General features: G+C 50.9%; 21 protein-coding genes and 7 pseudogenes. 16 read left to right on the top strand and 12 right to left on the bottom strand.

Translation table 11 applies throughout. From position 1 onward, the window contains the following. Positions 1–42 precede the first annotated feature (42 nt). The 3 genes and pseudogenes from JCM10550_RS24840 to JCM10550_RS24830 form a co-directional block, all read right to left on the bottom strand. A pseudogene (locus JCM10550_RS24840) lies at positions 43–438 on the bottom strand (DUF111 family protein); the annotation flags it as partial. Beyond that, positions 321–764, bottom strand: coding sequence for a nickel insertion protein (locus tag JCM10550_RS24835; protein ID WP_281175353.1), 444 nt, complete (start codon positions 762–764; stop codon positions 321–323). The gene JCM10550_RS24835 and the pseudogene JCM10550_RS24840, both read right to left, overlap by 118 nt. Then, complete coding sequence (locus JCM10550_RS24830; RefSeq protein WP_281175341.1) at positions 683–1,000, bottom strand: nickel insertion protein; 318 nt, start codon at positions 998–1,000, stop codon at positions 683–685. Before JCM10550_RS24830 ends, JCM10550_RS24835 begins: the two co-directional genes overlap by 82 nt. A 182-nt stretch (positions 1,001–1,182) precedes the next feature. Between JCM10550_RS24830 and JCM10550_RS08845 the strand changes: the two genes are divergently transcribed. The 5 genes and pseudogenes from JCM10550_RS08845 to JCM10550_RS08825 all read left to right on the top strand — a co-directional run bounded on the left by JCM10550_RS08845 (position 1,183) and on the right by JCM10550_RS08825 (position 6,083). Next, a complete protein-coding gene (locus tag JCM10550_RS08845; protein ID WP_083475406.1) occupies positions 1,183–2,295 on the top strand; it encodes an AAA family ATPase in 1,113 nt (370 codons plus the stop codon). Positions 2,296–2,302: 7 nt separating this feature from the next. Further along, the gene (locus JCM10550_RS22670; RefSeq protein WP_062398559.1) at positions 2,303–3,133 is read left to right on the top strand and encodes an AAA family ATPase; all 831 of its coding nucleotides are present in this window, start codon (positions 2,303–2,305) and stop codon (positions 3,131–3,133) included. Beyond that, the gene (locus JCM10550_RS22665; protein WP_062398557.1) at positions 3,133–3,750 is read left to right on the top strand and encodes a hypothetical protein; all 618 of its coding nucleotides are present in this window, start codon (positions 3,133–3,135) and stop codon (positions 3,748–3,750) included. Before JCM10550_RS22670 ends, JCM10550_RS22665 begins: the two co-directional genes overlap by 1 nt. A gap of 73 nt (positions 3,751–3,823) precedes the next feature. Next, a pseudogene (locus JCM10550_RS08830) lies at positions 3,824–5,364 on the top strand (class I adenylate-forming enzyme family protein). A 338-nt stretch (positions 5,365–5,702) separates the two neighbouring features. Then, complete coding sequence (locus tag JCM10550_RS08825) at positions 5,703–6,083, top strand: ATPase domain-containing protein (protein WP_172673825.1); 381 nt, start codon at positions 5,703–5,705, stop codon at positions 6,081–6,083. Between the two features lie 11 nt (positions 6,084–6,094). Here JCM10550_RS08825 and JCM10550_RS08820 read toward each other — a convergent pair whose 3' ends face one another. Both JCM10550_RS08820 and aspS read right to left on the bottom strand, forming a co-directional pair. Further along, complete coding sequence (locus JCM10550_RS08820) at positions 6,095–6,991, bottom strand: methionine synthase (RefSeq protein ID WP_083475411.1); 897 nt, start codon at positions 6,989–6,991, stop codon at positions 6,095–6,097. Continuing rightward, positions 6,991–8,300: pseudogene (aspS, locus tag JCM10550_RS08815) on the bottom strand (aspartate--tRNA(Asn) ligase). Before aspS ends, JCM10550_RS08820 begins: the two are co-directional and overlap by 1 nt. A gap of 124 nt (positions 8,301–8,424) precedes the next feature. Between aspS and JCM10550_RS08810 the strand changes: the two are divergent. From JCM10550_RS08810 to JCM10550_RS08785, 5 genes are all read left to right on the top strand, one after another. Further along, the gene (locus JCM10550_RS08810) at positions 8,425–8,901 is read left to right on the top strand and encodes a universal stress protein (RefSeq protein ID WP_062398551.1); all 477 of its coding nucleotides are present in this window, start codon (positions 8,425–8,427) and stop codon (positions 8,899–8,901) included. 90 nt (positions 8,902–8,991) lie between these two features. Then, the gene (locus JCM10550_RS08805) at positions 8,992–9,249 is read left to right on the top strand and encodes a hypothetical protein (protein ID WP_157200112.1); all 258 of its coding nucleotides are present in this window, start codon (positions 8,992–8,994) and stop codon (positions 9,247–9,249) included. Beyond that, a complete protein-coding gene (locus tag JCM10550_RS18685; protein WP_062398547.1) occupies positions 9,213–9,530 on the top strand; it encodes a HEAT repeat domain-containing protein in 318 nt (105 codons plus the stop codon). The genes JCM10550_RS08805 and JCM10550_RS18685 overlap by 37 nt, the downstream gene beginning before the upstream one ends. Beyond that, positions 9,527–11,614, top strand: a complete 2,088-nt coding sequence (locus tag JCM10550_RS08790; RefSeq protein ID WP_157200111.1) for a HEAT repeat domain-containing protein — start codon at positions 9,527–9,529, stop codon at positions 11,612–11,614. Before JCM10550_RS18685 ends, JCM10550_RS08790 begins: the two co-directional genes overlap by 4 nt. A gap of 21 nt (positions 11,615–11,635) precedes the next feature. After that, the gene (locus JCM10550_RS08785; protein ID WP_062398541.1) at positions 11,636–12,838 is read left to right on the top strand and encodes a hypothetical protein; all 1,203 of its coding nucleotides are present in this window, start codon (positions 11,636–11,638) and stop codon (positions 12,836–12,838) included. A gap of 34 nt (positions 12,839–12,872) precedes the next feature. Here the strand turns inward: JCM10550_RS08785 and JCM10550_RS08780 are convergent, their stop codons facing one another. From JCM10550_RS08780 to cofD, 6 genes are all read right to left on the bottom strand, one after another. Next, positions 12,873–13,508, bottom strand: a complete 636-nt coding sequence (locus JCM10550_RS08780) for a 2-phospho-L-lactate transferase CofD family protein (protein WP_062398539.1) — start codon at positions 13,506–13,508, stop codon at positions 12,873–12,875. Positions 13,509–13,957: 449 nt separating this feature from the next. Then, positions 13,958–14,149 carry a hypothetical protein gene (locus JCM10550_RS08770; RefSeq protein WP_062398534.1) on the bottom strand — a complete coding sequence of 64 codons (192 nt, stop codon included), beginning with the start codon at positions 14,147–14,149 and terminating at the stop codon, positions 13,958–13,960. 28 nt (positions 14,150–14,177) lie between these two features. Further along, positions 14,178–14,312 (bottom strand): hypothetical protein, encoded by a 135-nt coding sequence (locus JCM10550_RS24825; protein ID WP_281175340.1) that lies wholly within the window; start codon positions 14,310–14,312, stop codon positions 14,178–14,180. 29 nt (positions 14,313–14,341) lie between these two features. Then, complete coding sequence (locus JCM10550_RS08765; RefSeq protein ID WP_062398532.1) at positions 14,342–14,581, bottom strand: hypothetical protein; 240 nt, start codon at positions 14,579–14,581, stop codon at positions 14,342–14,344. Continuing rightward, the gene (locus JCM10550_RS08760) at positions 14,578–14,784 is read right to left on the bottom strand and encodes a hypothetical protein (RefSeq protein ID WP_062398529.1); all 207 of its coding nucleotides are present in this window, start codon (positions 14,782–14,784) and stop codon (positions 14,578–14,580) included. The genes JCM10550_RS08765 and JCM10550_RS08760 overlap by 4 nt, the downstream gene beginning before the upstream one ends. Then, entirely contained in the window at positions 14,781–15,719 is a 939-nt protein-coding gene (gene cofD, locus JCM10550_RS08755) for a 2-phospho-L-lactate transferase (protein WP_062398527.1), read from the bottom strand. Before cofD ends, JCM10550_RS08760 begins: the two co-directional genes overlap by 4 nt. 54 nt (positions 15,720–15,773) lie before the next feature. On the opposite strand from cofD, the pseudogene JCM10550_RS08750 reads away from it, so the two are divergent. The 6 genes and pseudogenes from JCM10550_RS08750 to JCM10550_RS08720 all read left to right on the top strand — a co-directional run bounded on the left by JCM10550_RS08750 (position 15,774) and on the right by JCM10550_RS08720 (position 22,967). Further along, a pseudogene (locus JCM10550_RS08750) lies at positions 15,774–16,999 on the top strand (HD domain-containing protein). A 16-nt stretch (positions 17,000–17,015) separates the two neighbouring features. Continuing rightward, positions 17,016–17,571, top strand: a pseudogene (locus JCM10550_RS08745) (UbiX family flavin prenyltransferase). Continuing rightward, positions 17,571–18,826, top strand: a pseudogene (locus tag JCM10550_RS08740) (UbiD family decarboxylase). Before JCM10550_RS08745 ends, JCM10550_RS08740 begins: the two co-directional pseudogenes overlap by 1 nt. Before the next feature lie 6 nt (positions 18,827–18,832). Continuing rightward, positions 18,833–20,019 (top strand): annotated as a pseudogene (locus JCM10550_RS08735) (aconitase X catalytic domain-containing protein). A gap of 938 nt (positions 20,020–20,957) precedes the next feature. Continuing rightward, positions 20,958–21,422 carry a hypothetical protein gene (locus JCM10550_RS08725; RefSeq protein WP_062398522.1) on the top strand — a complete coding sequence of 155 codons (465 nt, stop codon included), beginning with the start codon at positions 20,958–20,960 and terminating at the stop codon, positions 21,420–21,422. Between the two features lie 354 nt (positions 21,423–21,776). Next, the gene (locus JCM10550_RS08720) at positions 21,777–22,967 is read left to right on the top strand and encodes an RNA-guided endonuclease TnpB family protein (RefSeq protein ID WP_062398643.1); all 1,191 of its coding nucleotides are present in this window, start codon (positions 21,777–21,779) and stop codon (positions 22,965–22,967) included. Between the two features lie 194 nt (positions 22,968–23,161). On the opposite strand, the gene JCM10550_RS08715 is transcribed toward JCM10550_RS08720, so the two are convergent. Further along, positions 23,162–25,577 (bottom strand): tetratricopeptide repeat protein (locus JCM10550_RS08715; protein ID WP_062398520.1); only part of this gene is annotated, 2,416 nt, incomplete at its 5' end.

The raw sequence follows: 25,577 nt of genomic DNA, 5'->3' as shown, positions 1-25,577 counted from the left end.
ATCCGCGGCTTCTGCTGCCTGTCTGGCCACTTCATACTCGGCCTTGCATGAAATGGGTTCTGTTCCCATCCAGCCGGTCTTTACGGGTATAGAAATGGTTTTTGATCCAAGAGTAATTTCAACCGGTTCCACGGACCGGGTGATAACACTCCGGTGGACAGACGGGATGCACCGGACGCAAGGGTACCCAGTTCCTCTGCCAGAATACGGATGAGATCTCCTGACAGTGCATGAGTGCAGATGACCCGGATCAAAATGCCGGGGGCGTCCTTTCTTCATGATCAAAGGTATCGCAGATGCGTCCCGTGCACCGGCATCCATCAGACGCCCGATGGTGTAGGCAATGACCTCTCCGGTCGTGTCATCCACATTTGTCTCAAGAATATCAATGGTGTCCGCTTCTTTTTTGGTTCCGGATTCACAGACAGATGCCCGGAATACATTGGGCATGTGTGACGGGTTGCGGGTGCCCGCCCCATACCCCACGGCGGTGACATACCCCATGTCAGGGGGGGTATTTCATCCCTGCCGGTTGCCATGAATTCAGCAAGAAGTGCCGCCCCGGTCGGGGGGGTGCAGAGTTCGCGTTCTTCATTCGTATACCGGACAGGGATTTGTCCGTTTCTGAGGATGGCAAGAGTGGCCGGGGGGGCCGGGAGCGGGTAGATACCATGGGCACTCTTTATTGTTCCTGTCCCAAGGGCGACCGCGGTAGTCCTGACCGCGTCGACGGAAAGAGAGAGAAATGCCGTGCACGCACCGATGACATCCGCGATGGCGTCGTCAGCCCCCCCACTTCGTGGAAATGGGTATGAGCACCGTGTATCCCTTCTTCCGCATCTTTGATGCGGGTAAACACCCTCACAGCCATATCCTTTGCTGTGCAGGAGGCATCGGCACCTGAAACAATGTCACAGACTTCATGGAATGAACGTGATGCAGGTCCGGCATGGGTCTCAATTTTCAGTGCCCGGATGCCGCATCTGTCAACCGATGTCAATGAAGGGGGGGGCGACGACCGATGCCATTGCATGGGTGACTGCATCCTTGTCGGCGCCGCATTCAAGCAGCGCACCTGTCACCATATCACCGCTGCGCCGGAAAATGGGTCAAAACAGAGCACTTTCATAGATACAGTACTTATACCCCGAGAGGGTATATGAAGGTAGGTGACCATTGGCCATGTTACTGAATGTTGAGAGTGCATATCCTGAGGACCGGGGGGGCCTTGGGAGATGCAGACTGGATCCTGCAACGATGAACACCCTGAGACTTGTTCCGGGAGATCTTGTATGGCTCACCGGGTCACGCATGACAGTGGCAAAAGTCTGGCGGATGCTTGCTGATGACTGGGATCAGGGTAATGTAAAAATAGATAATTTCACCCGTGCAAATGCCGGTGTAAGCAGCGGAGATAAAATTGAGGTGGTGAAGGTGGAGACCGAAACCGATGCGTCCCGTGTCATTCTTGCACCGCCGGAAGACCTGTCAAATCAGCCTCCCATTAATTTTAACCAGGCGATGCTGCGTCTGCTTGGCTATCCGGTGACAAAAGGGGATACGATCCCTGTACTTGCCGGTCTTCCCTTTATGCAGCAGCAGCTCATCCCCTTCAAACTGGTGACAGTTGAACCGGAAGATGCCGTTATCATCACCAAGGATACCATCATTGAGTTCTCAGAGAAACCTGCTTCGGGAATCGATGGATTCGGCGATATCAGTTATGAGGATGTCGGAGGTCTGAAAAATGAGCTGAAGAATGTTCGGGAGACCATTGAACTGCCCATGCGTCACCCGGAACTCTTCCGAAAACTGGGCATTGAACCGCCGAAGGGGGGGGTGCTCCTCTACGGGCCTCCCGGCACAGGCAAGACACTCATTGCAAAGGCGGTGGCAAATGAAAGTGGTGCTCATTTCATATCAATTGCCGGTCCTGAAGTGCTCTCCAAATATTATGGTGAGACCGAACAGCGTCTCCGGGAGATCTTTGAAGAGGCGGATTCCAATGCACCGTCCGTCATCTTCATCGATGAACTGGATTCCATCGCTCCGCGCCGTGAGGATGTGACCGGTGAAGTCGAACGCCGTATGGTGGCTCAGCTTCTCACCATGATGGACGGTCTGGAGGAACGGGGGGGACAGGTGCTTGTGATCGGAGCAACAAACCGTCTTGATGCCATTGACCCGGCACTCCGGCGACCGGGAAGATTTGACCGGGAGATTGAGATTGGCGTTCCCGATGAGACCGGGCGCCTTGAGATCCTGAAGATTCACACATGCGGCATGCCCCCTTGAAGGAGAAGTGCGCAGAATCGATATGGAGGAGGTCCTCGCTACCGTTTCAGATGAATCCCGTGAAGAAGCGGAAAACCGGTATAAACTTGCGGTTGAAGAGATTGAAAATCAGCGGGAACGCCTGATGCAGGATCTCGCTTCCCGGACCCACGGATTTGTCGGTGCTGATGTGCAGTCGCTTGCAAGAGAGGCGGCAATGCGTGCACTCAGGCGTTATCTGCCTGAAATCGACCTGGAAAATGATGAAATATCTCCGGAACTTCTGAAGAAGATGGAAGTGACGTCACGTGACTTTGCCAATGCACTCCGGGAAGTGAGTCCCAGCGCAATGCGTGAGGTGCTTGTAGAAGTACCCCCCCATGTAACCTGGCATGACATCGGGGGGGGAGCAAAACGGGAGATTGAAGAGGTGCGTGAAGCAGTTGAATATCCACTCACGAATCCCAACAGGTTCCTGAACCTGGGCATTGACCCTCCAAACGGGGTGCTTCTGTATGGCCCGCCGGGCACGGGAAAGACCCTTATTGCAAAGGCAGTGGCACATGAAAGCGGAGCGAATTTCATTCCGGTTCGCGGTCCACAGCTGCTTTCAAAGTGGGTCGGTGAGAGTGAGCGTGCGGTTCGCGAGATCTTCCGAAGGGCACGTCAGGTGGCGCCTTCCATCATCTTTTTTGATGAACTGGATGCCATTGCACCTGCACGGTCTGGTCAGGACAACCATGTGATTGAGAGTGTCGTCAACCAGATCCTGACAGAATTTGATGGTCTGGAGGATATGACAGGAGTTGTGGTGATGGGGGGGGCGACGAACCGGCCTGATATCATCGATCCGGCCTGATGCGTGCCGGCAGGTTTGATCGTCTTGTTGCAGTGCATGAACCGGATGCAAAAGGCCGTCTCCAGATTCTTTCCATACATTCCCGTGGCATCCCGATTGAAAACTCCGCACTGGAGACCCTGATCACCGGAACCGCAGCCTATGATGAAGGAGGCATTGAGGTGCTCTTTGGCACCGCCGCTGAAGCGTACCGGAAGGAGAAGGACGAAATGGTGGTAATGACTGCAGACGAGATCCTGGAAACCGAAATTACTGATGTCAATGTCAGTAACGAAATCCTTTCACCCGGAAGAAGACGGCGTGCAGTGGCCCGCCTGACAGAGGAGTACAATATTCAGCTTGAGGATCCGGAACGGGACTCACTACTCCGGGAAATTGCCAATAAGGCAGAAAACTATGTGGGTTCTGACCTGGACCTGCTCTGCCGTGAGGCTGCGATGTTTGCGATGCGGGATGGTACCACAACAGTAGGTATGCAACACTTTGAGAAGGCACTTTTGAAGGTTCGTCCGATGATGAATGAGCGCGTGCGTGAACAGTACGAGCGTATCCAGAACTATTTCAAGGGCGGGCTTCCCCCCCAGCAGATGCAGGTACATCTGCCTGAATACCAGTAATTTTTTTCAAAACAGAATAATTATCCTCTGATGTATACAATAATACACTGTAGATCATCCGAGGTTTTTGTGAATGCCGAACTGTACCACATTTCTTGACGTCAATGCCCGTCTGGGAGACAAACCTGCCCTTATTCACCCCCCCGAATCAGGGACTGAATACAGCTTTTGTGCTCTCCTGAAACGGGTATGCAGACTCTCATCATGTCTTATCGCCCATGGAATTGCTGCTGGTGACCGGGTAGGAATTTACCTGTCCCCCCCTTCACCCGAGTATCTTATATGGTACTTTGCAATCTGGCGGATGGGCGCTGTAGCAGTTCCATTCAATAATGTCCTCCGGGCAGACGAAGTTGCCATGCTGCTGGAAGATTCCGGCGCTGCCTGCATTGTAACCGATTCATCAGGAAATGCAGAGATTGAAACATATGTCTCTACCGGTCGGATTACCGCTGATGTGGTAATAACGGACACCCCCCCGTCATTTGAGGAGGAATGTCGCTCGGTTCCGTTTATTTCCCGTGCCCGTAACTGCAGACCTGATGATCTCTGTCAGCTTCAGTATACATCCGGCACCACGGGAAAACAGAAGGGGGGCCATGCTCACCCACGGAAACTGGATGGCAGCGATGGATAATGAACGGGAAGTACTTGGGTATCGTGAAGATGATGTATACCTGGGTATTTATCCCATGGCTCATGTCGGTGTCTCCTGGGGTATTTCAGCACTGCGTGCCGGTGCCACCTGGGTGATTATGGGTCGTTTCTCCCTTGATGAATATATCCGTCTCACGGAAACATATCAGGCCACGGTTATTGCAGGCATGCCGCCGGTCATCCATTCCCTTCTGCGAACTCCGCCGGGAACAGAACAGCGGATGCAGTCAGCGCGAGAAATGATCAGTGGTGGCGGCCCCCCCTCCACCCCCCCAGTATATGGAAAGAATTTTTCTCACGGTTTGAAATTCCGGTTGTCAATGCATATGGTCTTTCTGAGACGATCGTAGTGGGCACAGGGACTGCCATCCGCCCGGAAGACTATGAATATGCAGATGAGTTCAGAAGTGTGGGTATGCCGATTGGGTTTACCGAAGTAAAGATCGTTGACACCGAGGATTCGGCTACCGAGTGCAACACCGGAGAGATTGGTGAGATTGCCCTGAGAGGGCCTGCGGTTGCATCCGGATACTGGGGGATGGAAGAAGAGACACGAGCAGTCTTCCTTCCGGAAGGATGGTTCTTAACGGGTGATATCGGGTATCTCTCAGAAGACGGTATGCTCGCGATAACAGATCGGAAAAAGGACATGATCGTGATGTCGGGCTGGAAAATATATCCGACGGAAGTCGAGAAGGTGCTGATTGAGCATCCCTCGGTTGAGGATGTGGCCGTCTTTGGAGTGCCGGACATTCACCGGGGGGGGAAATTCCCTATGCAGCAGTGACACTGTTACCCGGTGCATCGCTCTCTCTGTCCGGTCTGCAGGAATATGCCCGTGAGCGTCTGGCGGGCTACAAAGTGCCGCGAAAGATGATTATTGTCGATGAACTTCCCCGGGTTGGAGGATGGAAACTGCTGCGCCGGGAACTTCGTGAGAGATACGGCCCACAATGACAGCCATCATTTTATCGTGAAATAAATAATATGCGGGGGGGATATGGCATAGTTTAAATAATGCTGCCCCCCTCAACATTTTTGCAAATGCCTGTGGATATTGAAGAGGTTGAAATCATTGATCATAAAAAGATATCAACAGGTATCATTGGTCTGGATTATCAATTGGGGGGGGCGGGTTTCCTGAGGGTTCCATTATCCTTATTCAGGGATCCCCCCCGGTTTCGGGAATTGAAAAAATTGCCGAACAGTTCTGGAAAGCAGATGTTGAGAGGGACGGGAGTGATGACAGCTGGTATCTGATTTCAGACAGCAGTCCGTCTGTCGGCATGACGCCGGTGACACCGGATGAAATGGGTGATGCCCTCTCGGAGATGCCCGGGAAACGCTACGTGATTGACTCGCTCTCCAGTGTTATACGCAAGGAAGGTGTTGATGCGGCAATTTCACTGATTAAAAATCATGGTGGGATGATCACACAGGACGGGGGGGCCATCCTGTTTTTGATGTATGATAATGTGCATCCACCGGAAGATGAGATTGCAGTTATCCGGTATGCGGATGTCTATATCCACCTCATTGACGAGCGTCACGGAAATGAGATTGAACGAAAAATGGAGATTGCAAAAATAAAAAATGCCAATGTGCCAAGTCGGCTTTTTCCCTATAACATTACTGATGAGGGAATCGACCTTTCAACAACGGCGCGTGTTGTCTGAATGAAAAAATATCAGAGTTCTTTTCTGCACTGGTGTGCAGCAAGAACCAGATGTTCCAGTTTATTATATGCGCCTTCGCGGGAATGCATCCGCAGACCACAGTCCGGGTCCAGAAGCATCGTTTCGGCACCAAAGATATCAATTCCTTTTGTGATGCGGTCTTTGATCTCTGTTACACTCTCAACTTCCCGGTCCGCTGAATCCACACATCCAAATCCAATCTTCTTTCCTTTCAGGTCAGAACGGGACAGAACGTCTAAGTTGTCCGGGTTGTTCGCGAATTCAAAGTCAAGGATATCAACAGGGAACTGAAGAATTTCATCGATACACCCTCTGATATTTCCGCAGACATGCATACAGGACGGAACGTTCACATTTTTGGTGATGATACTCACCGCTTCGCGTGCAACGGACAGGTCCGCAGCTCCGGTGGAAAGAATCGGTTCGTCCAGCTGGAGAATGGTAACCCCCCCCGCATCTGCCAGATATCGTGCTTCCTGCGCCAGTGCACGTGCCAGGTCGGGAATCAGTTCGTTCCTGTCCCGATATACCGGTGTCTTCAGAGCAAGTCCGTGGGCAAGGGTTGTGGGTCCGGTGAGGATCCCCTTCACCGCCGGATGCCGGGAAAGGGCATATTTCACGCCGGGAAGAGTGATCGGTTTTCCTGCCGGATGAATCTGTCCGGTGACATCCTGCCCCTTTACCCCCGGCAGAAAATCGGCAATCAGCGCAATCATATCCCTGCCGACCTGACCGTCAGAGATGATATCAATCCCTGCGGTAATCTGATCGGATACTGCAGTCTTACGGGCAGGTTTGAGCGGGTCAAGCAGGGCCCCCCCGAGGCCGCCTGACCCGACCGCAGGATAACTCCCGACAACCGTGGTCGGGAGTATCTGTTCGGGCATCATGGAGTTACGCGATGACGGTCACGGGGGGGGAAGAGGACAGCTTCCCGGATGTTTTGCAGACCAAGCATGGTCATGATGAGCCGGTCCATGCCAAGACCCCCCCAGCCTGCATGCGGAGGCATGCCATATCTGAATGGCTGGAGATAGAATGAAAAGCTATCTGGAGAAAGACCTTTTGCTGCAATCTGGGTGGTCAGCAGGTCATGTTCATGGATACGCTGTGCCCCCCCGCTGGAGAGTTCCATTCTCGGGTGCATCAGATCAAATGCCTTGCAGACACTGGGATTGTCCTCATAGGGCATGGCATAGTACGGCTTTATTTCTGTGGGCCAGTCGGTGATGAAGTAGTGTTCTCCCATCTCTTCTCCGATAGCCCGTTCGGCAGCGGTTGAGAGATCATCGCCGTAGCTGATATCCTCTTCAATGGCAAGTGAAGCAATGTCAATGGCCTCAGCATAGGTGATGCGGGGGGGGAAGGGAGTGTTCGGGACGACAAGCTCAATACCTAAAGCCTCCAGCGCGGGACCGCATGACTCGGTGACCGACGTATATGCCCGCACAACGACCCGTTCCAGCAGGTCCATCATGTCATTGTGGTCTGCAAAGGAGACTTCCACATCAATGGATGTAGCCTCATTGAGATGCCTGGTTGTGTTGTGTTCCTCAGCCCGGAATATCGGGGGCAATTTCATATACTTTTTCAAACCCTGCGGCCATCATCATCTGCTTATAGAGCTGTGGACTCTGGTTTAAAAAATGCCTCTTTCTCGAAGTATGCAAGCGGGAAGAGTTCTGTACCCCCCCCTTCTGTTGCCGCTGCAACGATCTTGGAAGTGGTAATGTTTGTGAACTCTTCTTCATAGAGAAGGTTATTGATTGCATGGGTGACGGTGCTCCTGATCTGGAATATTGCAGCAACACGAGGGCGCCGTGCGTCCAAGTAACGGTTGTCGAGACGCGTGTCGATTTCTGCCGGAACCTTTTCTGAAACATCCAGTGGCAGAGGACTCTCTGCGTGTGAGATGACCTCAAAGGTTTCGGGAATCAGTTCACGACCGCCCGGTGCTTTTTCCGTTGCTTTTACGCTACCGGTTACGCGGACAACCGACTCACGTGATGCCCCCCCTTTGGCAGCAGCAAGAACTGCTTCCGGAGCCTTCTTCTTGACGATAGTGACCTGAAGGAATCCTGTTCTGTCACGAAGGATATAGAATGCAAGTCCTCCGAGGTCACGGACTTCATTAATCCATCCGATAACAACTGCTTGTTCAGTTTCCGGTGTTACGTCCTTTATAGGTATTCTCATGGGAAAATCTGGTGTACTATCTGTGCTTAAAGGGTAAGTTATTTTTCTCCCGGCGGGAGCCTATGATATTCAACAATACAAAGATTAATCAGCCCTCTATGAAAGAAAATCATTGATTAAAGAGATGTTTTCCACAATTCTCGTTGCAACAGATGGTTCACCCGAATCGTTAGAAGCCGTGCGTGCCGCAGCAGAGGAGGCACTTCGACATCATGCGGATCTCCATACGATCTGTGTCACAAACCCGGGAGCAGTGCAGTCGATGTTTGCAGGTCAGCAGGCAGATGTCATTGATATAAATTATGAACTGATCACCGAATTTCTGGCAGAAGAGGCAAAGAAAGCACTTGAAAATGCAGAAAAAGAGGCCGAACGGATAGGGGGGGTTTCTGTAACGCCACACCCCCCCGCGTGGGGGGGAGACCCCCAGAGACGAGATACTCCGCTGTGCAGAAGAGATTGGTGCAGACTGTATTGTCATGGGATCAACCGGGAAGACCGGTATCGAAGCACTCCTGCTGGGCAGTGTCAGTTCTGCAGTCGTGACCCACGCCCGCACAAATACGATGATTATACGGGCAAACAGGATGGAATAATATAAATGGGTTTTTTCAGGCGGTCCGGGCCCACGCTGGAACAATGCATTGAGAGACATGATTACCCGTGTGTTATTCGTTTTTATCTGGAAGATGTGGGTGGTGATGATGCTACAACGGCCGTTGGTGCTCTTCTGATCTTTGGCAAAGATGATCCACAACCCGTTGCTGATGTACTTGGCAGTCTGGATGTCCAGGATATGAGGGATGTGGCACAGGGTATTGTTCAGTCTGGGGGGGATCAGACCATCCGGCTGTTCTCACACTGGCCGGATATGCCGGAACCAAACTGGGCTGCGCTCTTGGTCATGCCGTCATGCATGCTGATGAGGAGGCATTCGATGCTCTTGTAGCAAGTACCGGCGATGAAGACCCGGATGTACGACAGGGGGCCATCCGTCTGCTCGGTTTTATCGGAAAATCAGGCATCCCGGCACTGAAAGATATCTTATATCGCGCAGAAGGGGGGGAGGAACAGCGTAGTGCGGCCATTTGCCTGCAGCGTCTTGAATGGGTGCCGGAAGATCCCGAGGAAAAACCATATTTTTTCTTTTTATGTGACGACTGGAAAGAACTTGTCCGGATCAAAGAACGTGCATTCCCCCCTTCTCTTCACCCTGGTGAAAGGAGATGATCCGGATCTCAGAAGGCATGCCATCCAGGCGCTGGGAGATATCGGCGATAGCCGGTTCGTGTCTGTCATTCTGCCGCATGTGGATGACGATGACCCCGAAGTCCGTATTGCAGCAGTCTCTGCACTCATGCGCTACGATACCCCCTGAAACCGAGCGGTGTCTGGTGCATGCTCTGGGCCATGCTGATTCACAGATCCGTATTGATGCAGCACATGCACTGAAACGAAAAGGATGGACCCCTGGGACACAGGATGAACAAGTTCGTTATACCATCGCCTGCGGAAACTGGGATGCAGTTATGCGGCTTGGTAAAAAGGTCATTCCGGATCTTATCCAAATTGTCCGTTCCGGTGATAATGGATGGTCCGGCGCAGTATATGCTCTGGCGGGTCTGGGTCCTGATGCAGCACAGGAACTGGAGACGATTTTGCCGTCACTTCCGGAGCCACAGCAAAAAGAAATTTCCGGTTTCTTCAGGAAATCAGTAGTAAAACATCAAATAAGACAGGAAAATATTCAAAACGGGCATAAAATAGAGGCAAAGAAGCAGGAAGATAAGAAAAAGAAAATTTCAGAGGCAGAAGAGATCAACGGGCCATCCGATTCTGACATCCGGGAAAACCAGAAACAGGTGCTTGAAGGGTTAAAGTGTCTGAGACTGCAGAAGATGTCAACTGAGCAGATCTATGCAGCCATAAACGAGGGAGTGGAGGCACACAATATCTCCTTTGAGATGTCGGTTGCAGCCCTTTCATCGAAGGACGAAGCAATTCGGGCTGCTGCAATTGATGTGCTCTCCATGAAAGGTGAACGTGCCTATCCATATATCGTAAAAGCTGCCTACGATACCAGTCAGATTGTACGGACAGCGGTTGCAGATGCCATCGGGTCTATCGGACAGCCATCGATGATGAAGGTGCTCTCGCTTCTTTCAAAGGATTCATCCGTTGATGTGCGTCTTGCCGTAGTCAGGAGCTTTCAGATGATGGATAACAAGCGGGCATTCCCCCACATCATACACTTCTTCTCTGACGAAGATGCAATGGTTCGTGATGCTGCCGCACATGCATCTGCAACGTATGGGCAATCCGCACTTCCTGTTCTTATCCGGTCGCTGCATGTGCAGAATCCGGATATCCGGATTGCTGCGGCAATGGCACTGGGGGGGGAGATCTGCGATGTCCGGTCACTGCCGTACCTTCTGCCTCATCTTGAGGCTCCCGATTGCGGGGGGGTGAGGGAGGCAATACGGGCAGCAATTGTGCAGCATGATTACCGGGCCATTGAACCACTGCAGGTGTTCATTGCACAGACTGAAGGTGTTGCAAAGAGTGCTGCACTTCTTGCGTTACACGAGATCAGTCCGGAGACTGCAGGAGACATCGACGAAGCTGTTTTACGAAAAAATTCCGATATTACCGCAAACAGTTCTCCGTCGTCTGTGAAGGATACGTCAGAATCGGCAGATAGCAGAATTCCGGAACAGACTCCGGTATCCGATGGAATATCTGATAAAGTCTCTCTGGGGACTACCCGTCTGGATTCCCGCACCTGTGAAGAACTGGTGCTTCGTATTGAGGAAGGAGATGAGTCTCTCTCCTCCGCTCTTCGTGATGACTTATATAACGATCAAAGCAGTCTGAAAGCTGATCTCATGTCTGCAATGCGGGGGGGTAAAGATCGGGAATTTGCGATGCATGCCGGCACACTCCTTTCAAAGATTGGCTGGTCGCCTGAGAATACAGTGGAAGAAAAACTGTATCTGCTTGCAACAAAGAATTCAACAGACCTGAAAACGGAAGAAGACAGCAGAACACGGGTAATTTCTGCAATGGTACACACGATGCCATCTCCTGTGCAGAATCTGATTGTGGATGTGTTTTCTGGCAGCGGCGGCAGGAAGGGAACTTCTGATCCGGATCAGACTGAATCCGGGGGGGAATCGGATCTGTTTTCGGATGTATCTGCAGATCCGGATAATGATGCCGCCGCCTCCCTCACTTCCGAAAATGCTGTATCACACGAGGATACCGGCAAGTGGTCTCTGAAAAAGATTATCCGGAAAATGGAAAAAGGGAGATAATATGAGAAAAAGGGGGGAGAAATGCACGCCTCCTCCTCAGGAGTTACACGTGCAGGTCTGTTTCTGATTGCAGTCTGTCTGTGCATGCTACCTGCAGCCGGGTTCACGGTGACCGCAGGTCCTTCTCTTGTACCGGATGAACAGGCGGTACTGGGAGAGACAGTGAAGGTCGATACTGAAATGATATACGATGTTTCGTCAATGAACGAGTTCATTACGGCCTATACGGATCTCGCGTCTGTGTCGTGGGATGCCACCATCATTGTTGATGGTCGTGAAATGCCTCTTGGCAGCAGGAGCGGCCGGTATCTGACGGTGACTGGTTTTGAGCTGTATAATCCCGGCGCGTCAGTTACAAAACTGCAGGTTCACCTTGAAGGAATTGTGCCCGAATATCTTGCGGGTTCCCGTGAAGCAGAAGTGCTCTCTCTCGAACACATTGCAGGAGATGGTTCAACGATTCTGGATTCGGTATCTGCAAAGATTCCCATCATTGATCTTGCGGCAGTGAATACGATGCGGACAGAAACAGTGAGTGGCCTCATGCGTTTTGAAGAAGGAATCAATACTGCATACCATACCGGAACCGACACATCCGCAGCAGAAGGGGGGGCTGCGGCTGATGTGCGTGACCGTATCGAAGCATCCCGCCGGATGAACATATCGGATGCCCATACGGCACTTTCTGAAGCGGACTCCATTCTTCATACATCATTCACATCCCTGAATAGCTCTGTTACACGGGATCATTTTCAGAACGCTGAGGAGATGGTCGCGGCGATTGACCCTGCGATAGCAGAATACCGAGATGCCGACGGTGCTGATGAACAAGGCATCCTTGTTGTCCTTTCATATCAGGACAATGCGGATACACTTCTTGTTCTGGCACATGACAGAAATTCTGCCGGAGATGATACTGGTGCCCGGCAGTATGCAGAGGATGCATATGAAAAAGCCACAGATGCAATGGAATATCTTGCAGGCATGTATACCAAGGCAGGACTGGCAATGAGGGATTATACCCAGGGGGCAACCGGACACCCTCAGCCTTCTTCGGAGAATGCTGTCACCCCATCTCCCAGTTATTATCACTGCCGGACTTCACATACTCCGGAGCCGAGGGGGGGAATGAGGGGGGGATTGATCTCGAAGGAACCCTCACATTTATTCAGGTCATTATTGATGGGTTCCGGGGGGGTATGGCTGATTTCATCCAACATGTAACCGTTGCATTTTCTGACATCGGAAACCAATGATTTCACTCTTTTTTCAGACCCTCTGCGAGTGCCAGAATGTCCCATGCAAGTGACTCCCGTCTGCTGCGTGAACCCATCCGCGTGTCAACGGGGGGGAGGGCACCTTCAAAAACGAGAGGATCACGTATATCCATCAGATAGAGATCGGTGAACCGATCATAGGCCGGGCATTCAGCCGTAGTATCCGGAATATATCCCCCCCATTTCTCAGGTGCCATACCCCGCTCGCTGGTAAACGGAACAAATGATATGACGGGCACCTCCCTGAGCGCTTCAGGGATGCCGGTGCACATCAGTGCCGGCATGACACCGGTGACCGGTCTCCCGGGTCCGATGATCACGACGTCACTGTTTTTGATTGCTTCAACAGACTCTGCGGTTGCATGAGGGATACCGTCCGGCGGAGCATGTACCGCACAGGCATGGGTGTCATCACCATAGGCAGTCCGGTAACGGGCAAGGGACATCCGTCCGTCCGGGGGGGTGGTGACAGACCATCCTCCGATAGTGTCGGTGGCCGGGAGAATGTGTGCCATGATTCCGTAGGTGCGGTTGATAGCAACGGTCACATCGGTAAGGCACTCTTCCTCCAGTCTCTGTGCCCGCGATATGTGCAGGGCACGTTCCTGATCTCCCACCGGCCGGGTTCTTCTGTGCCAAGCGCCTGAGGGCACGGTGTGTTGTACAGGTGTCTCCCTGGATACCCCCCCGCCATGTTTTGCTGTTGAGGACGCCTGCAAAGAGAAATGTCAGAGTATCAAGATCGGAAAGGGAACACCCACATGGTGATACCTCCGCATCTGCAGTTGATGTGATGACCGTAATCGCCGAATCATCCATGAACGAACGAAATCCTGCAATGAGACGGGCAGATTTTCTTCCGGCTGATATGAAGGTGATCATACTGCTTTCGACGCCTCCCCTGCGTCAGATGATGACAGGTCTGGCAGAAGCGCATATATGTCATCGAAATCCCCGACAACATAGAGGGAATACGTGCGTAAAAATGTCATAAATGGTACACTTGCGATCAGTCCGCAGAAGGTAACCACGGCAAAATATGCTGCAAAAAGAAGACCCATAAAAGTCAGAGATACGTTTTGCGGCCCCCCCTGCGGCAATCAAAATGCCCATCAGGGGGGATACCGGCTCCAATCCCTGCAACAACCACTACAAGGGAGAGGATGATACTGACACAGACTGAGAGAACGAGTTTCATGATTGTATAGAGGGCCGCTTCCGTTTTTTCCCTGCTGAACAGATGCAGCACCGGCGCCATCCTGCAATGATACCGCACCGGTCGATGTTCATGATGGGGGGACAACAAAATCCGTTGTCAGCATCAGGATGATGAGATAGGGAACAAGGAGGATGAACATCAGTATGACAAATGTCAGGATACCTCCTGCAACCTCCGGGCCGACAGGGGGGGCGGTAGCCACAAGAGGAGCAAACAGCAGATACGCAAGTATCAGGCAGATACCAAAGAAGAGGGACGAGAGCAGGAAGAGGAATGCAAAGTATCGGATGCCGGGCCCGGTACTTTCGCGGAAGTATGTCCGTATCCGGATATTCCCTGCTCCGAGTGCTTGATAAAGATAAACTGGAATATCCCGTTTAACAGGAGATAGACAAGACCGATGCAGAGCAGAATGCCTGCGAAGAGCAGCATGGCTGAAACAAGAGCATCAGGGTTCTGGGGGGGAATCACCGAGCCGAGGAATTCCCCGTCTCCGATATCATCGAAAGAGAGGGAGCCTGATGAAAACTGCATGCCCCCCCTGCCGCACCTCCTGCAAAGAGGGCGATGAGTGCCAGACGAAGCCAGATTCCAATATCAAACGGAATCAGAATGGATTTCGTCATCGCCACCGCACGGTCAATTTCACGAAATGCGTAGTGTTCCTGTGTCATGCATTCCTGGGGGGGTCTGCTGCAGTGTCAATGATTCGCTGAATGCTTTCTGCCAGTGCCAGTGTCACTTCTTTGTCTGTCATGAGGGTGTCCAGACGAACGGCCCCTTCTATTGCGACAGGGTCACGGATATCCTGTACAAATACATCGGTGAAATCCCGGTAGAGATCATAGGTTGCCTGCCCGTTGGGTGCCATATCCCAGGCCATCATCAGTTCTGCTGCAGGTCCGCTCACCGGTGCATCACCAATAAACGGGCTGATCACGATTACAAACTGATCTCTGAGCGCCTCTTTTACCCCCTCGCATTCCAGAATTGGGGGGGATATACTGGTGACCGGATTTGACGGACCGATGATCACTGCATCGGCATCATGGATTGCTATTAAGACCTGTTCTGTTGCCACAGGTGATTCACTGCATCTCCGGATGATGGCGTCGACAGGCACCTGTCCCCGGTGTTTGACCCAGTATTCCTGAAAGTGCATCTCACTACCACTGCTCTGGATGCAGGTGGTAACTTCCGTGTCACACATCGGGAGAATGGTCGCATCACACTGGAGACGGGATGAGAGATGTTTCGTTGCCTCGGTGAGGGACATTCCCGCGCGAAGCAGCTCTGCACGTGCAATGTTGATGGCACGGTCTTTGTCCCCCCCGAGAGTAAGCGGTTCAGGATACCCAATCTTTTCCAGAAATGTACTGGTGATGGTGGTGTCATCCTCAATGCCCCCCCACCATCTCTCTGTGTCAAGGAGGTCTGCAAAGAGGTACATCACGGTATCAAGGTCTGGTGAGAGGTGACTGCCGGAGAACCACATATCTTCTGCGGTGTTTACAATGACCGTCATCTCATGGTCTTCCATGAGCGTCCGGAATCCCCCCCGCATCAGTTTCGGGGGGGTACCGGTTCCGCCGGAAAGGAACGTTATCATGTGACACAATAGTTTTATCACTAAATATATGTTGATTCTTAACTGAAGGCAGATATGAAGACAATAAAAGACCCTGTACATGGCCATGTCCGTGTATCCGATGACCTCCTCCCTCTTCTTGATGCTCCCCCATGTGCAGCGCCTCCGGTATGTACGCCAGCTTGGATTTTCCCATCTGGTATACCCCGGTGCAAATCATTCCCGGTTTGAACACTCTGTCGGGACGATGCATCTGGCGGGCAGCATGGCCCGCGAACTGGGTCTGGATGCGGATGCATGTCTGCTTACAGAAGCGGCAGGTCTTCTGCATGATATCGGGCATGGGCCGTTTTCGCATGCAACAGAACCGCTCCTTACCGAATTCTGCAACAGGGGGCATGACGACATTGCGCCCCCTGCTGATTGAGGAAATGGCCCCCCCTGTCCTCTCCGGGGCGGGAGTTGACCCGGATGAGATTGCGGCGATGGTGAACGGCAGCCACCGGTATGCAGGAATCATTCACGGGGGGGATCTTGACGTTGACCGCATGGACTACCTGATGCGTGATGCGCATTACACCGGAGTGCCCTACGGGACAGTGGATCCTGACCGGCTGATTCACAGCAGTGCAATACATGATGAATACGGCCTGTATCTTCGGGAGAACGGGATCCATTCCGCAGAATCCCTGCTTCTTGCACGAACACTCATGCGTCCCTCTGTCTACTACCATCATGTGTCACGGATTGCAGAATCAATGATACTGTTGGCAAGTCTGGCACATGCCACTGCAATGGGAGGGAACCCGTACCCTGATATGGTGCGGATGAATGATTTCGCCTTTATTGCCGCCCTTCTTTCATCCCCCCCTTCAGAGGAGGCGGTCAGCCTGACACAGCGCATTCTTGACCGTCGCCTCTACAAACGTGCCGTCTACGTTGGTCAGGATCAGGTCAATGCAGAGGGGGGGTATCGAGAGGGAATCACAGTGATCCGGTCACGGGAGATTGCAGAAGATATTGCTGCAGAGGCAGGGGGGGTTGATTCAATCACGGTGCTTGTGGACATTCCTGCCTTTCCCTCCGAGATGCGGATGGGTGTCAGGGTTGAGGACCATTATGACCTGAAATCCCTTGAAGAGATATCTCCCCCCCTCCTGACCGCCCTGAATAAAGCCCGGAGAGGACAGTGGCGTCTGGGAATATATACCACACCCGGCCAGCAGGATGCCGTTGCGGATGCAGCAGGCAGGGTATTATCAATCAAAAAGCCAACTAAGCAGGACAAACTAATACTATAGGCAGGCAGTTGTCGATATGAAGAAACGATTTGTTGTGGCAGTGACCGGTGCAAGCGGGATGGTGTATGCACGACGCCTTCTGGAGGTGCTCCAGGACAAAGCAGAAGTGCATCTTATCATCTCAGATATTGCACACGAAATTGCAGCGTATGAAGGGGGTGGATTTCTCCGGGTTTGACGTGGTCTATGCGGATAACGGGAATATGTTCGCCGATCTTGCAAGCGGGTCATTCCGGTATGACGGGATGGTGATCATTCCATGCAGCATGAAGACGCTTGCCGCCATTGCATCCGGATTTTCGGATAATCTCATTACCCGAACCGCGGATGTCTGCCTGAAAGAGGGACGAAAATGTATTCTGATGCCGCGTGAGATGCCCCCCCTCTCCCGGATTCACCTGAAGAATATGCTCTCCCTTGATGAGGCAGGTGCTACCATCATGGTTATCAGCCCGGCATTTTACACGCGGCCGCAGACCATTGAGGATCTAATCGATATGGTGGTGGCCCGCGTCCTTGATCATATGCATGTCGACCATACGCTCAGTACACGATGGAGTGGTGAATACTAATGCGAACATTTATTGAAAAAATGCGGGAGGAAGGCCGTGTCATTGATATTGAAACACCCTGTTCAACTGTCTTTGAAGCCCCCCCGAAACTGGCCAGTAAGACCGATGATCTGATATTCTTCCATAACCTGGATGGTGACAGGAAGGGTGTGATGAACGTGACGGCATCGCGTGCGTCCCTTTCCTGTGCACTGGGAATTCCGGAACATGACATTGTGCCCCCCCGTCTGGCGGCAACCGGACAGAACGGTGTGACTACGGAAGGGGCCCGTCTGAGTATGGGCGCGCCGGATCTCGGTCTGCTTCCGGTGATGAAACACTTTCCCCCCCTTGATGCAGGAAGATATCTGACGTCAGCGGTTGTCTTCTCACAGTACGGCGGTGTTGAAAATGCATCCATTCACCGTATGCAGGTCGTGGATGAGAGACGACTCGCGGCCCGGTTGGTAGAAGGGAGGCATACGCATTCCCTGCTTCAGGATGCCCTGGCCGATGGGGGGGAACGTCTGCCGGTTGCAATCACCATCGGGACTCATCCGGCAGTGACCTTTGCTTCATGCACCGCGTGCCGCAGGGAAAAGAGATGCAGTATGCTGCGGAACTCCTGGGCGGTGAGATTGAACTGAACACCTGTTCCAACGGGGGGGTGCGTGTGCCGGACGCGGAGATTGTGCTGGAAGCTACATCGGCAGTGAGACCACAGCAGAAGGCCCGTTCGTGGATATCACCGGCACCTATGACCCGATACGGCAGGGCCCGGTGATTGAGATTACCGGGATGCAGATGAAGCCGGATGCCATCTATCACGGGATTCTTCCGGCCGGTAATGAACATAAAATTCTGATGGGCATGCCCTATGAACCAAAGATCTTCCAGGCGGTTGCAGGAGTGACCCGGGTGAAAAACGTGGTTTTGACAACCGGGGGATGCGGGTATCTGCATGGTATTGTTCAGATCAAAAAGAGCACGCAGGGTGATGCCAAGAATGCGATTATGGCCGCCTTCGCTGCCCATACGTCCCTGAAGCATGTGGTCGTGGTTGATGAGGATATCAACGTTCCGGATGGAGGATGTGGAGTATGCCATTGCAACCCGTGTGCGTGCCGACCGGGATGTGATGATCATCGAAGGCGTTCGTGGCTCCTCCCTTGACCCCTGTCGTATTGGTGACGGTACCAATGTGAAGATGGGGGGGATTGACGCAACAATGGTCATGGGCGAAGAAGAGAAGTTTATCAGAGCAGAATGGGACTGATATATAATGTACCTTGATTCAGATGATGAAAAGGTTCTTGCGGGAGAATACGGCGAAACCCGCAGGAAGATGATGGAGATTCTCGTTGCCCTTGGAAAGGTATTCGGGGGGGCAGAGAAATTTGTGCCGATCACCAGTGCACAGGTGGCCGGTGCATCATACAAGACAATAGGTAAATGGGGGGGACTCGAATGGCTGAGGAGCCTTGATGCACGGGTGGCAGTGCCCGCTGTCCTCAACCCCCCCATTGGGATGCCGCGTGAACGCTGGCAGGAGATGGGCGGCATCACCCCCGGATTTTGCGGAGAAACAGAACGCTGTCCTGGAGGCATACCACCGGCTGGGAGTTAAACTGGAGTGCACCTGCACGCCGTATTACATCAACCGGACATCCTATGGAGAACACATCGCATGGTCAGAGTCCTCTGCCGTCTGTTATGCGAACTCTGTCATTGGTGCCCGCACAAACCGTGAGGGAGGGCCGTCTGCCCTTGCCGCTGCGATTGTCGGGAAGACCCCCTACTATGGTCTGCACCTCTGGGAGAACCGGATGCCGCAGGTGGCATTCCGGGTTGAAGCGGATGAGACCCTTCATGCCGGTCATTACGGTGCCATTGGGTATCTCGCCGGAAAGGAGGCAGGAAACCGTGTACCGTTCTTTTATGGATTGCGGCCGAACCGCGACCAGCTGAAGGCACTTGGCGCTGCAATGGCTGCCAGCGGTGCGGTGGCGCTGTATCATGTCGATGGTATCACTCCCGATTCCCGTGTGTTGCAGGAACGCGGAACAGATATTTCCGCCCTTGAAACAATTACCATCACCGGGGAGGAGATTGAGGCAATCTTTGAGGAAAGGACCGTCGATGCGGTGGCAATCGGATGTCCGCACTGCTCAGAAGAGGAACTGGAGGAGATTGCCGGTCTCCTGAAAGGAAAACAGGTGACAAAACCACTCTACATCTTTGCTGCACGGGGTGTGGCGCAGGCGCATCCCAATCTTGTGGGGACCATTGAGCAGTCAGGGGGCACGAGTATGGGAGGACACCTGTATTGTTGTCTCGCCCGGAATGGATCACTTCGGCACCATTATGGTCAATTCAGGCAAGGCGTTTGCCTATGTACCGAATATGTGTGGCGCGCAGGCAGTTCTCGGTTCTACCGAGGAATGCATTGCCGCTGCTCTGGGTGAATAACCCAGTTCCACTATTTTTTACTCTGTGACCTGTTCGGGATGATTTATCAGATTAGGCTGCAGAGAGGCTGAATGTGCGTGATGAACAGCAGATACTGCGACGGCAAAATAGGGAGAGTATCATCCCGAAGGAATTTGATAGGGAAATATGAAATTGAAAGATCAAAAACCACACCAACTCTTATTTCGCTACCATACTCAGGGGGGGGACGTTTCGATTAAACCGGGAATTCTTGTGAGTCTGGGGGGGATGGCAATGTACAAATCCATTTATAAATTTTTCTGACAAAACATAGAAAACACGGATCACTATAAATGCCATGATCCTCAGGCGAATTGGCTCAAACCGGCAAACCGAGGCTGTATTAAAGAATGGATGTTTATATCAGGATTAACACATTATAAAATAATATATCCTGAGTCATGAGACCGTGCGGGTGGAAATAGTATGAAAGTGAGTGTCAGTTACTGGTACAACAAAGGGGGTTGCTCTCAGCAATGCCAATATGCATGAGAAAGCCCTGTACTGCTTTGACAAGGCCCTTTCGATGGAAAAAGATAATGACCTTATCTGGTTCAGGCAGGGGATTACCCTTTTTCATATAAATAGACTGCATGAGGCGGTCTCGAGCTTTGACCATTCGCTTCGGATAAATCCGGATAATGCTGCAGCCTTAAACAATAAGGGCGTAGCCTTTCTGTTTTGAGACGGTTTGGTGATGCAGAAGAATGCTTCCAAAAAGCTCTTGATTTAAATCCCGGTAATCCCGGAATTAAGATCAACAGAAATATTTCATATGGAATGGAGCAAACCGAAATCAACAGAGTCGAGGAGAGATAAATGAGAATTTCAGTTTATGTTGATGATGAATTCGGCGCAAGGATAGAAGCTGCTGCTGAAAAACTTGATATTAAAAGGTCAGAATGGGTCAAGATAGCATGCACAGAGTATCTCAGTACATCGGAGTCGGGGGGGGATGTGCAAAAGAGACCGAAACGGATTCCTTTGACAACAAAAATACCGAGATTATCGAAGCCCGGAATAAAGAAATATTACAGTTGAAAAAAGAGGTTGAGGCGCAAAAAGGGCTTCAGGATGCATACAGCAAACTGATATCTGAAAAGGATCAGCGCATTGACGATATGAAAGAAAGCATTTCAAGAATTGAAGCGATGAGTATTACCACAACAGACCAGATCGCCTCTTCCAAGGATGACAGAATAGATGACCTGAGTCATATGATAGAGCACCTTCAGGCACAGGCGGCAGCCCACAGCAGGGTACTCCAGTCGTCATTGAATCCTGCACTTGAGAGTGAGAATGGCAAAACGGAATCAACACCCGATGGCGATGATAATGATGTTAATATGATCCGGAAGCCCAGATGGATGTTCTGGAAGTAAATATATTCCCCCCCTTTCGTTTAAATCGACCAATTGCCCTGATTTTGAAATAATTATGTCGACAACTCCTTTCAAAAAAGATAATGGTGCGTATTTTTAACTCGCGGGGGGGTAAAGGGGGGGTGGAGCGGGAAGTCCCCCCCGGTCTTCAGGCCGGGAATGAAAGCAGAGGCCCTTCCTCGCTGCGATAATTATATTGTGTGTCGTCACGCAAATTGCGTCAGGAGTATCTGCAACCAAACGCTGTTGTGGGGGGGAGATGGGTCATGGTCTCCCTCCTATTTCCTTACAACATCCTGGCAGGTTAGTCCTGATGTTCTGAAAGGTTGCGTTGATTCTCAAATGGAGAAATGGATGATCGTTTCCTACAAGTATCGGGCATATCCAGGTTCGGTTGCAGAGACGCGACTGAATACCGCACTCGATACTTGCAGGTGGCTCTACAACAAACTTCTGGAAGAATGCAATGAGGCCCGGGCCTGTGGCACCTCTCTGAAGAATCAGGAAACACAGGCACGAATCGTCTCTCTGAAGGATGAGAATCCTGCACTGAAAGATGTCTATTCTAAAGTGCTCCAGATGGTCAACTATACTCTCTGGAGCAACATTACTGCCCTGTCACAGTCAAAGAAGAATGGACTGAAGATCGGAAAACTCCGGTTCAAAAGTGCATTCCGATACCGGACTCTTAACTACAACCAGTCAGGATTCAAAATCGACAGAGAACATAACACCATCTCGTTCTCGAAGATTGGTGCAGTCCGGGTCAGGATGCACCGGCCATATATCGGAAAGGTGAAAGGTATCCTGATCACCCGTTTGGGTGACAAATGGTATGTGACCATACAGGCTGAACATGAAGTTTCTGAGCCGAAGATATGTGGCAGGTCTGTTGGCCTTGATGTCGGGCTGAACTCGTTTGTCACCGATAGCGACGGCAGGGTGATTGAGAATCCCCCCCGATTCTATGAACATTCTCTGGACAGGATCAAAAAATTACAACAAAGTGTGTCAAGGAAAAAACGATTCTCAAAAAACTGGAAGAAAGCAAAGAGCAGGCTGAATAAGGCATATGAACATATCTTTAACCAGAAGAATGATTTTCTGCACAAACTTTCCCGTCAGTATGTCAATACATACGCTGCGGTTTGTGTTGAACATCTGGATATCAAGGGTCTGAAAGAGAAAGGCAACCACAAGGGACTGCACAGGAGTATCCACAGTGTTTCATGGGGAAAATTTTTTTCTTATCTCTCGTACAAGGCTGAAAGTGCTGGTACGAAACTTGTTACAGTCAACCCCCGAAATACATCCCAAATGTGCTCGAATTGTGGAAAAATCGTTAAAAAGACACTATCTGTCAGAGTCCACGAATGCCCCGATTGCGGATTTGTTGCTGATCGGGATTACAATGCGGCGGTGAATATTCACCGCATCGGGATGGAACAGCCCTTTGAGCCTGTGGAGACAATGCCCCTACATCACGTTTCTGTGATGCAAGTGTTGTCAATGAAGCAGGAAGCTACGCCCTTTAGGGCGTGGTAGTTCACTCAGATAGATTATTTAAAGCCATATTTTTCCCTTTTATTGCACCCTCATGTCCGGGTTCAATCTCAAGGACTTTGTCGAAGCACTCTATAGCCTTGTAGTAGTTGCCGACTTTTCCATACACAACGCCCTGGGGGGGAATAGGTAGGCAGTATTTTCAGGGTCGAGAATACATGCCCTCTCAAAGCATTTTATTGCGGCATCATAATATCCGTGCTTCGTAAGTGATATCCCTTTTTGTAGAGATGTTCCGGACTGTTCAGCTGATAATCTCTCGATCTCTGCCGTGGCATCTTCTTATTCGACTTTTGAATGTGGTAATCTGCATCAAATGTCCGTACAGGTTCTTTAATGGGTGAATTATTTGGTTTGGTGTGGGCCCTCACTCCAGCAGGGACAACGGACTCCCATTCAACAAACGATGTTGCGTTGATTCCATTTTTAAGCCATACATTACTGTATTCCGGATCAATATCCAGGGATTTCAGATAGCACATCAGTGCATCTTTGGATTTTCCCAGTTTAATTAATGAAAGACCTGTTTTTAGTATCAGATCCGGATCATCAGGCCGCATCTCGGAAAGTCCCTTAAATATCGAAACGGCAGCCCCCCCATACTGGCCCGCATGATAATGTGCCATTCCCTTTAACGTTATGAATGTATGAGAATCACCGGGAAGAAGAGAAATAAGTGTGTCATAATAGGGAATGGTCTCAGAATAAAGACCGAGATCGGATAATACTGAAATCAGATCCTGAATGATCGTGGCATTTTCAGGATCAATTCTGACTGCAGTACGGTATACTACAACTGCCTCGTCGAAACGATCCAATTTTGCAAGGACAAAACCTTTGCCTGCAATGATCTCTGCGTCATTCGGGTTTCTGACAATCAGCAGATCATAAAGCGGCAGCGCCTCCCCCCCGTAACGGCGCATTTCCACCAGTATTCTGAGTTTTCCCCCCCTTACTACATCCTCTGAGTCAGGATTGATTTCCAGAACTGCATTATATGCAGAGAGTGCATCATCTGGGCGGTTCGTCATCTCATAAAGGTCTCCGAGAGAGCACCACGCATCTTCATTGTTGGGTTCAGTTCTTACCAGCCTTCTATAGTCTGCTATCGCTTCATCTGTTCTTCCGGCACTCTTTTCACATCTCGCCTTCTCTGAAAGGAGCTTTAAATCTTTGGGATTGTATGAAAGAACCAATTCATAATTCAGGACTGCGTCATCATAACGACCTTCTTTTTGCAGAATAGTGGCCATTTCACAGTAAAGAATTGGATTCTCTGCTTCTGTTTCAAGAATACGTCGGTATTCCTCCAGGGCCTCATCATTTCTGTTCAAATCGGCGAGAACACTGGCTTTTTCATGCAGTGTTTCCATATCATCGGGAGATAAGGCAAGAGCTACCTCAAATGCCTGAAGTGCTTCATTATATTGGCCGATAGCTCTCTGAACAAGACCTTTGGAATACCAGAGTCCTGCGTTCTTGGGTTTTTTAGCAACAAGATGCTCATAACATACAAGTGCCTCGGAATGACGATCCAGTTTTACCAGAAGAATCGCTTTTCTGACCCAGCCCTCGACGAAATCATTGTTTAATAAGAGAAGACGGTCATAATCAGAAAGCGCCTCTTCAGTTTTGCCTGACTCCTCATCAAAGAGGGCTTTTTCATACCACAAACTGTATTCGGACGGATTTGTATGTATCAGTCTTTCAAGGATTAATAAGGCCTCATCCGTTCTTCCAAGATCTTTTTGGAGACTGAACTTCTGGAGAAGGGCTTTACTATCATCCGGAGAAAGCGAAAGTATTCTCTCATAGGTTACAAGGGCATCACTGTTTCTGTCAGAAGCTTTCTGTGCATCTGCAAGCCTGAACAGATGCTCAGGTTTTAGTTCGACCATGCTGTCTGCATATTCAAATACGGGCAGAGCCTCACCAAATCTGCCTGTGTCGCAAAGAATAGTTGCACACATTAATAATGCATCATTATTTCCGGGATTTATCTCAAGAACCTGATCATAAACCTCAAAAGCCTCGATAGAGTTACCTTCCGAATAGAGTTCTTCGGCCTTTTTCAGTAACAGATATTCGTTGCCGGAATCCTTTTCGTCTTCACCCGGATATAATTCTCCCGGACCGGGAACCAGACCGGATACTTCGGTTTCTGGAGAGGTAACGGTTACAATTTCAGAGGAGATATTGCCTTCAGGCCCGATTTCAGATTGGTATGATTCTTCATCGAAAAGAGATAGCTCATCCTCAAGCGAAGAATCCAGGACAGAAAGGTCGGGGGGGACTCCGGATTCTACAGATTCGGCATCCTCCAGAGCAGGTTCCGATACATCCAATTCGTCATCGAAAACAGAGAGCTCGTCCTCAAGCGAAGAATCCAGGGCAGAAAAGTCGGGGACACCGGATTCTACAGATTCGGCATCCTCCAAAGCAGATTTCGATACATCCAATTCTTCATCGAAAAGGGAGAGATCATCCTCAAGCGAAGAATCCAGGGCAGAAAAGTTCAGAACACCGGATTCTACAGATTCAGCATCTTTGAAAGCAGATTCCGATACATCCAATTCGTCATCGAAAAGAGAT

This window comes from Methanogenium cariaci JCM 10550, assembly GCF_001315945.1.
Taxonomy (GTDB): domain Archaea; phylum Halobacteriota; class Methanomicrobia; order Methanomicrobiales; family Methanomicrobiaceae; genus Methanogenium; species Methanogenium cariaci.
This window is presented reverse-complemented; position numbering and strand designations above follow the sequence as displayed.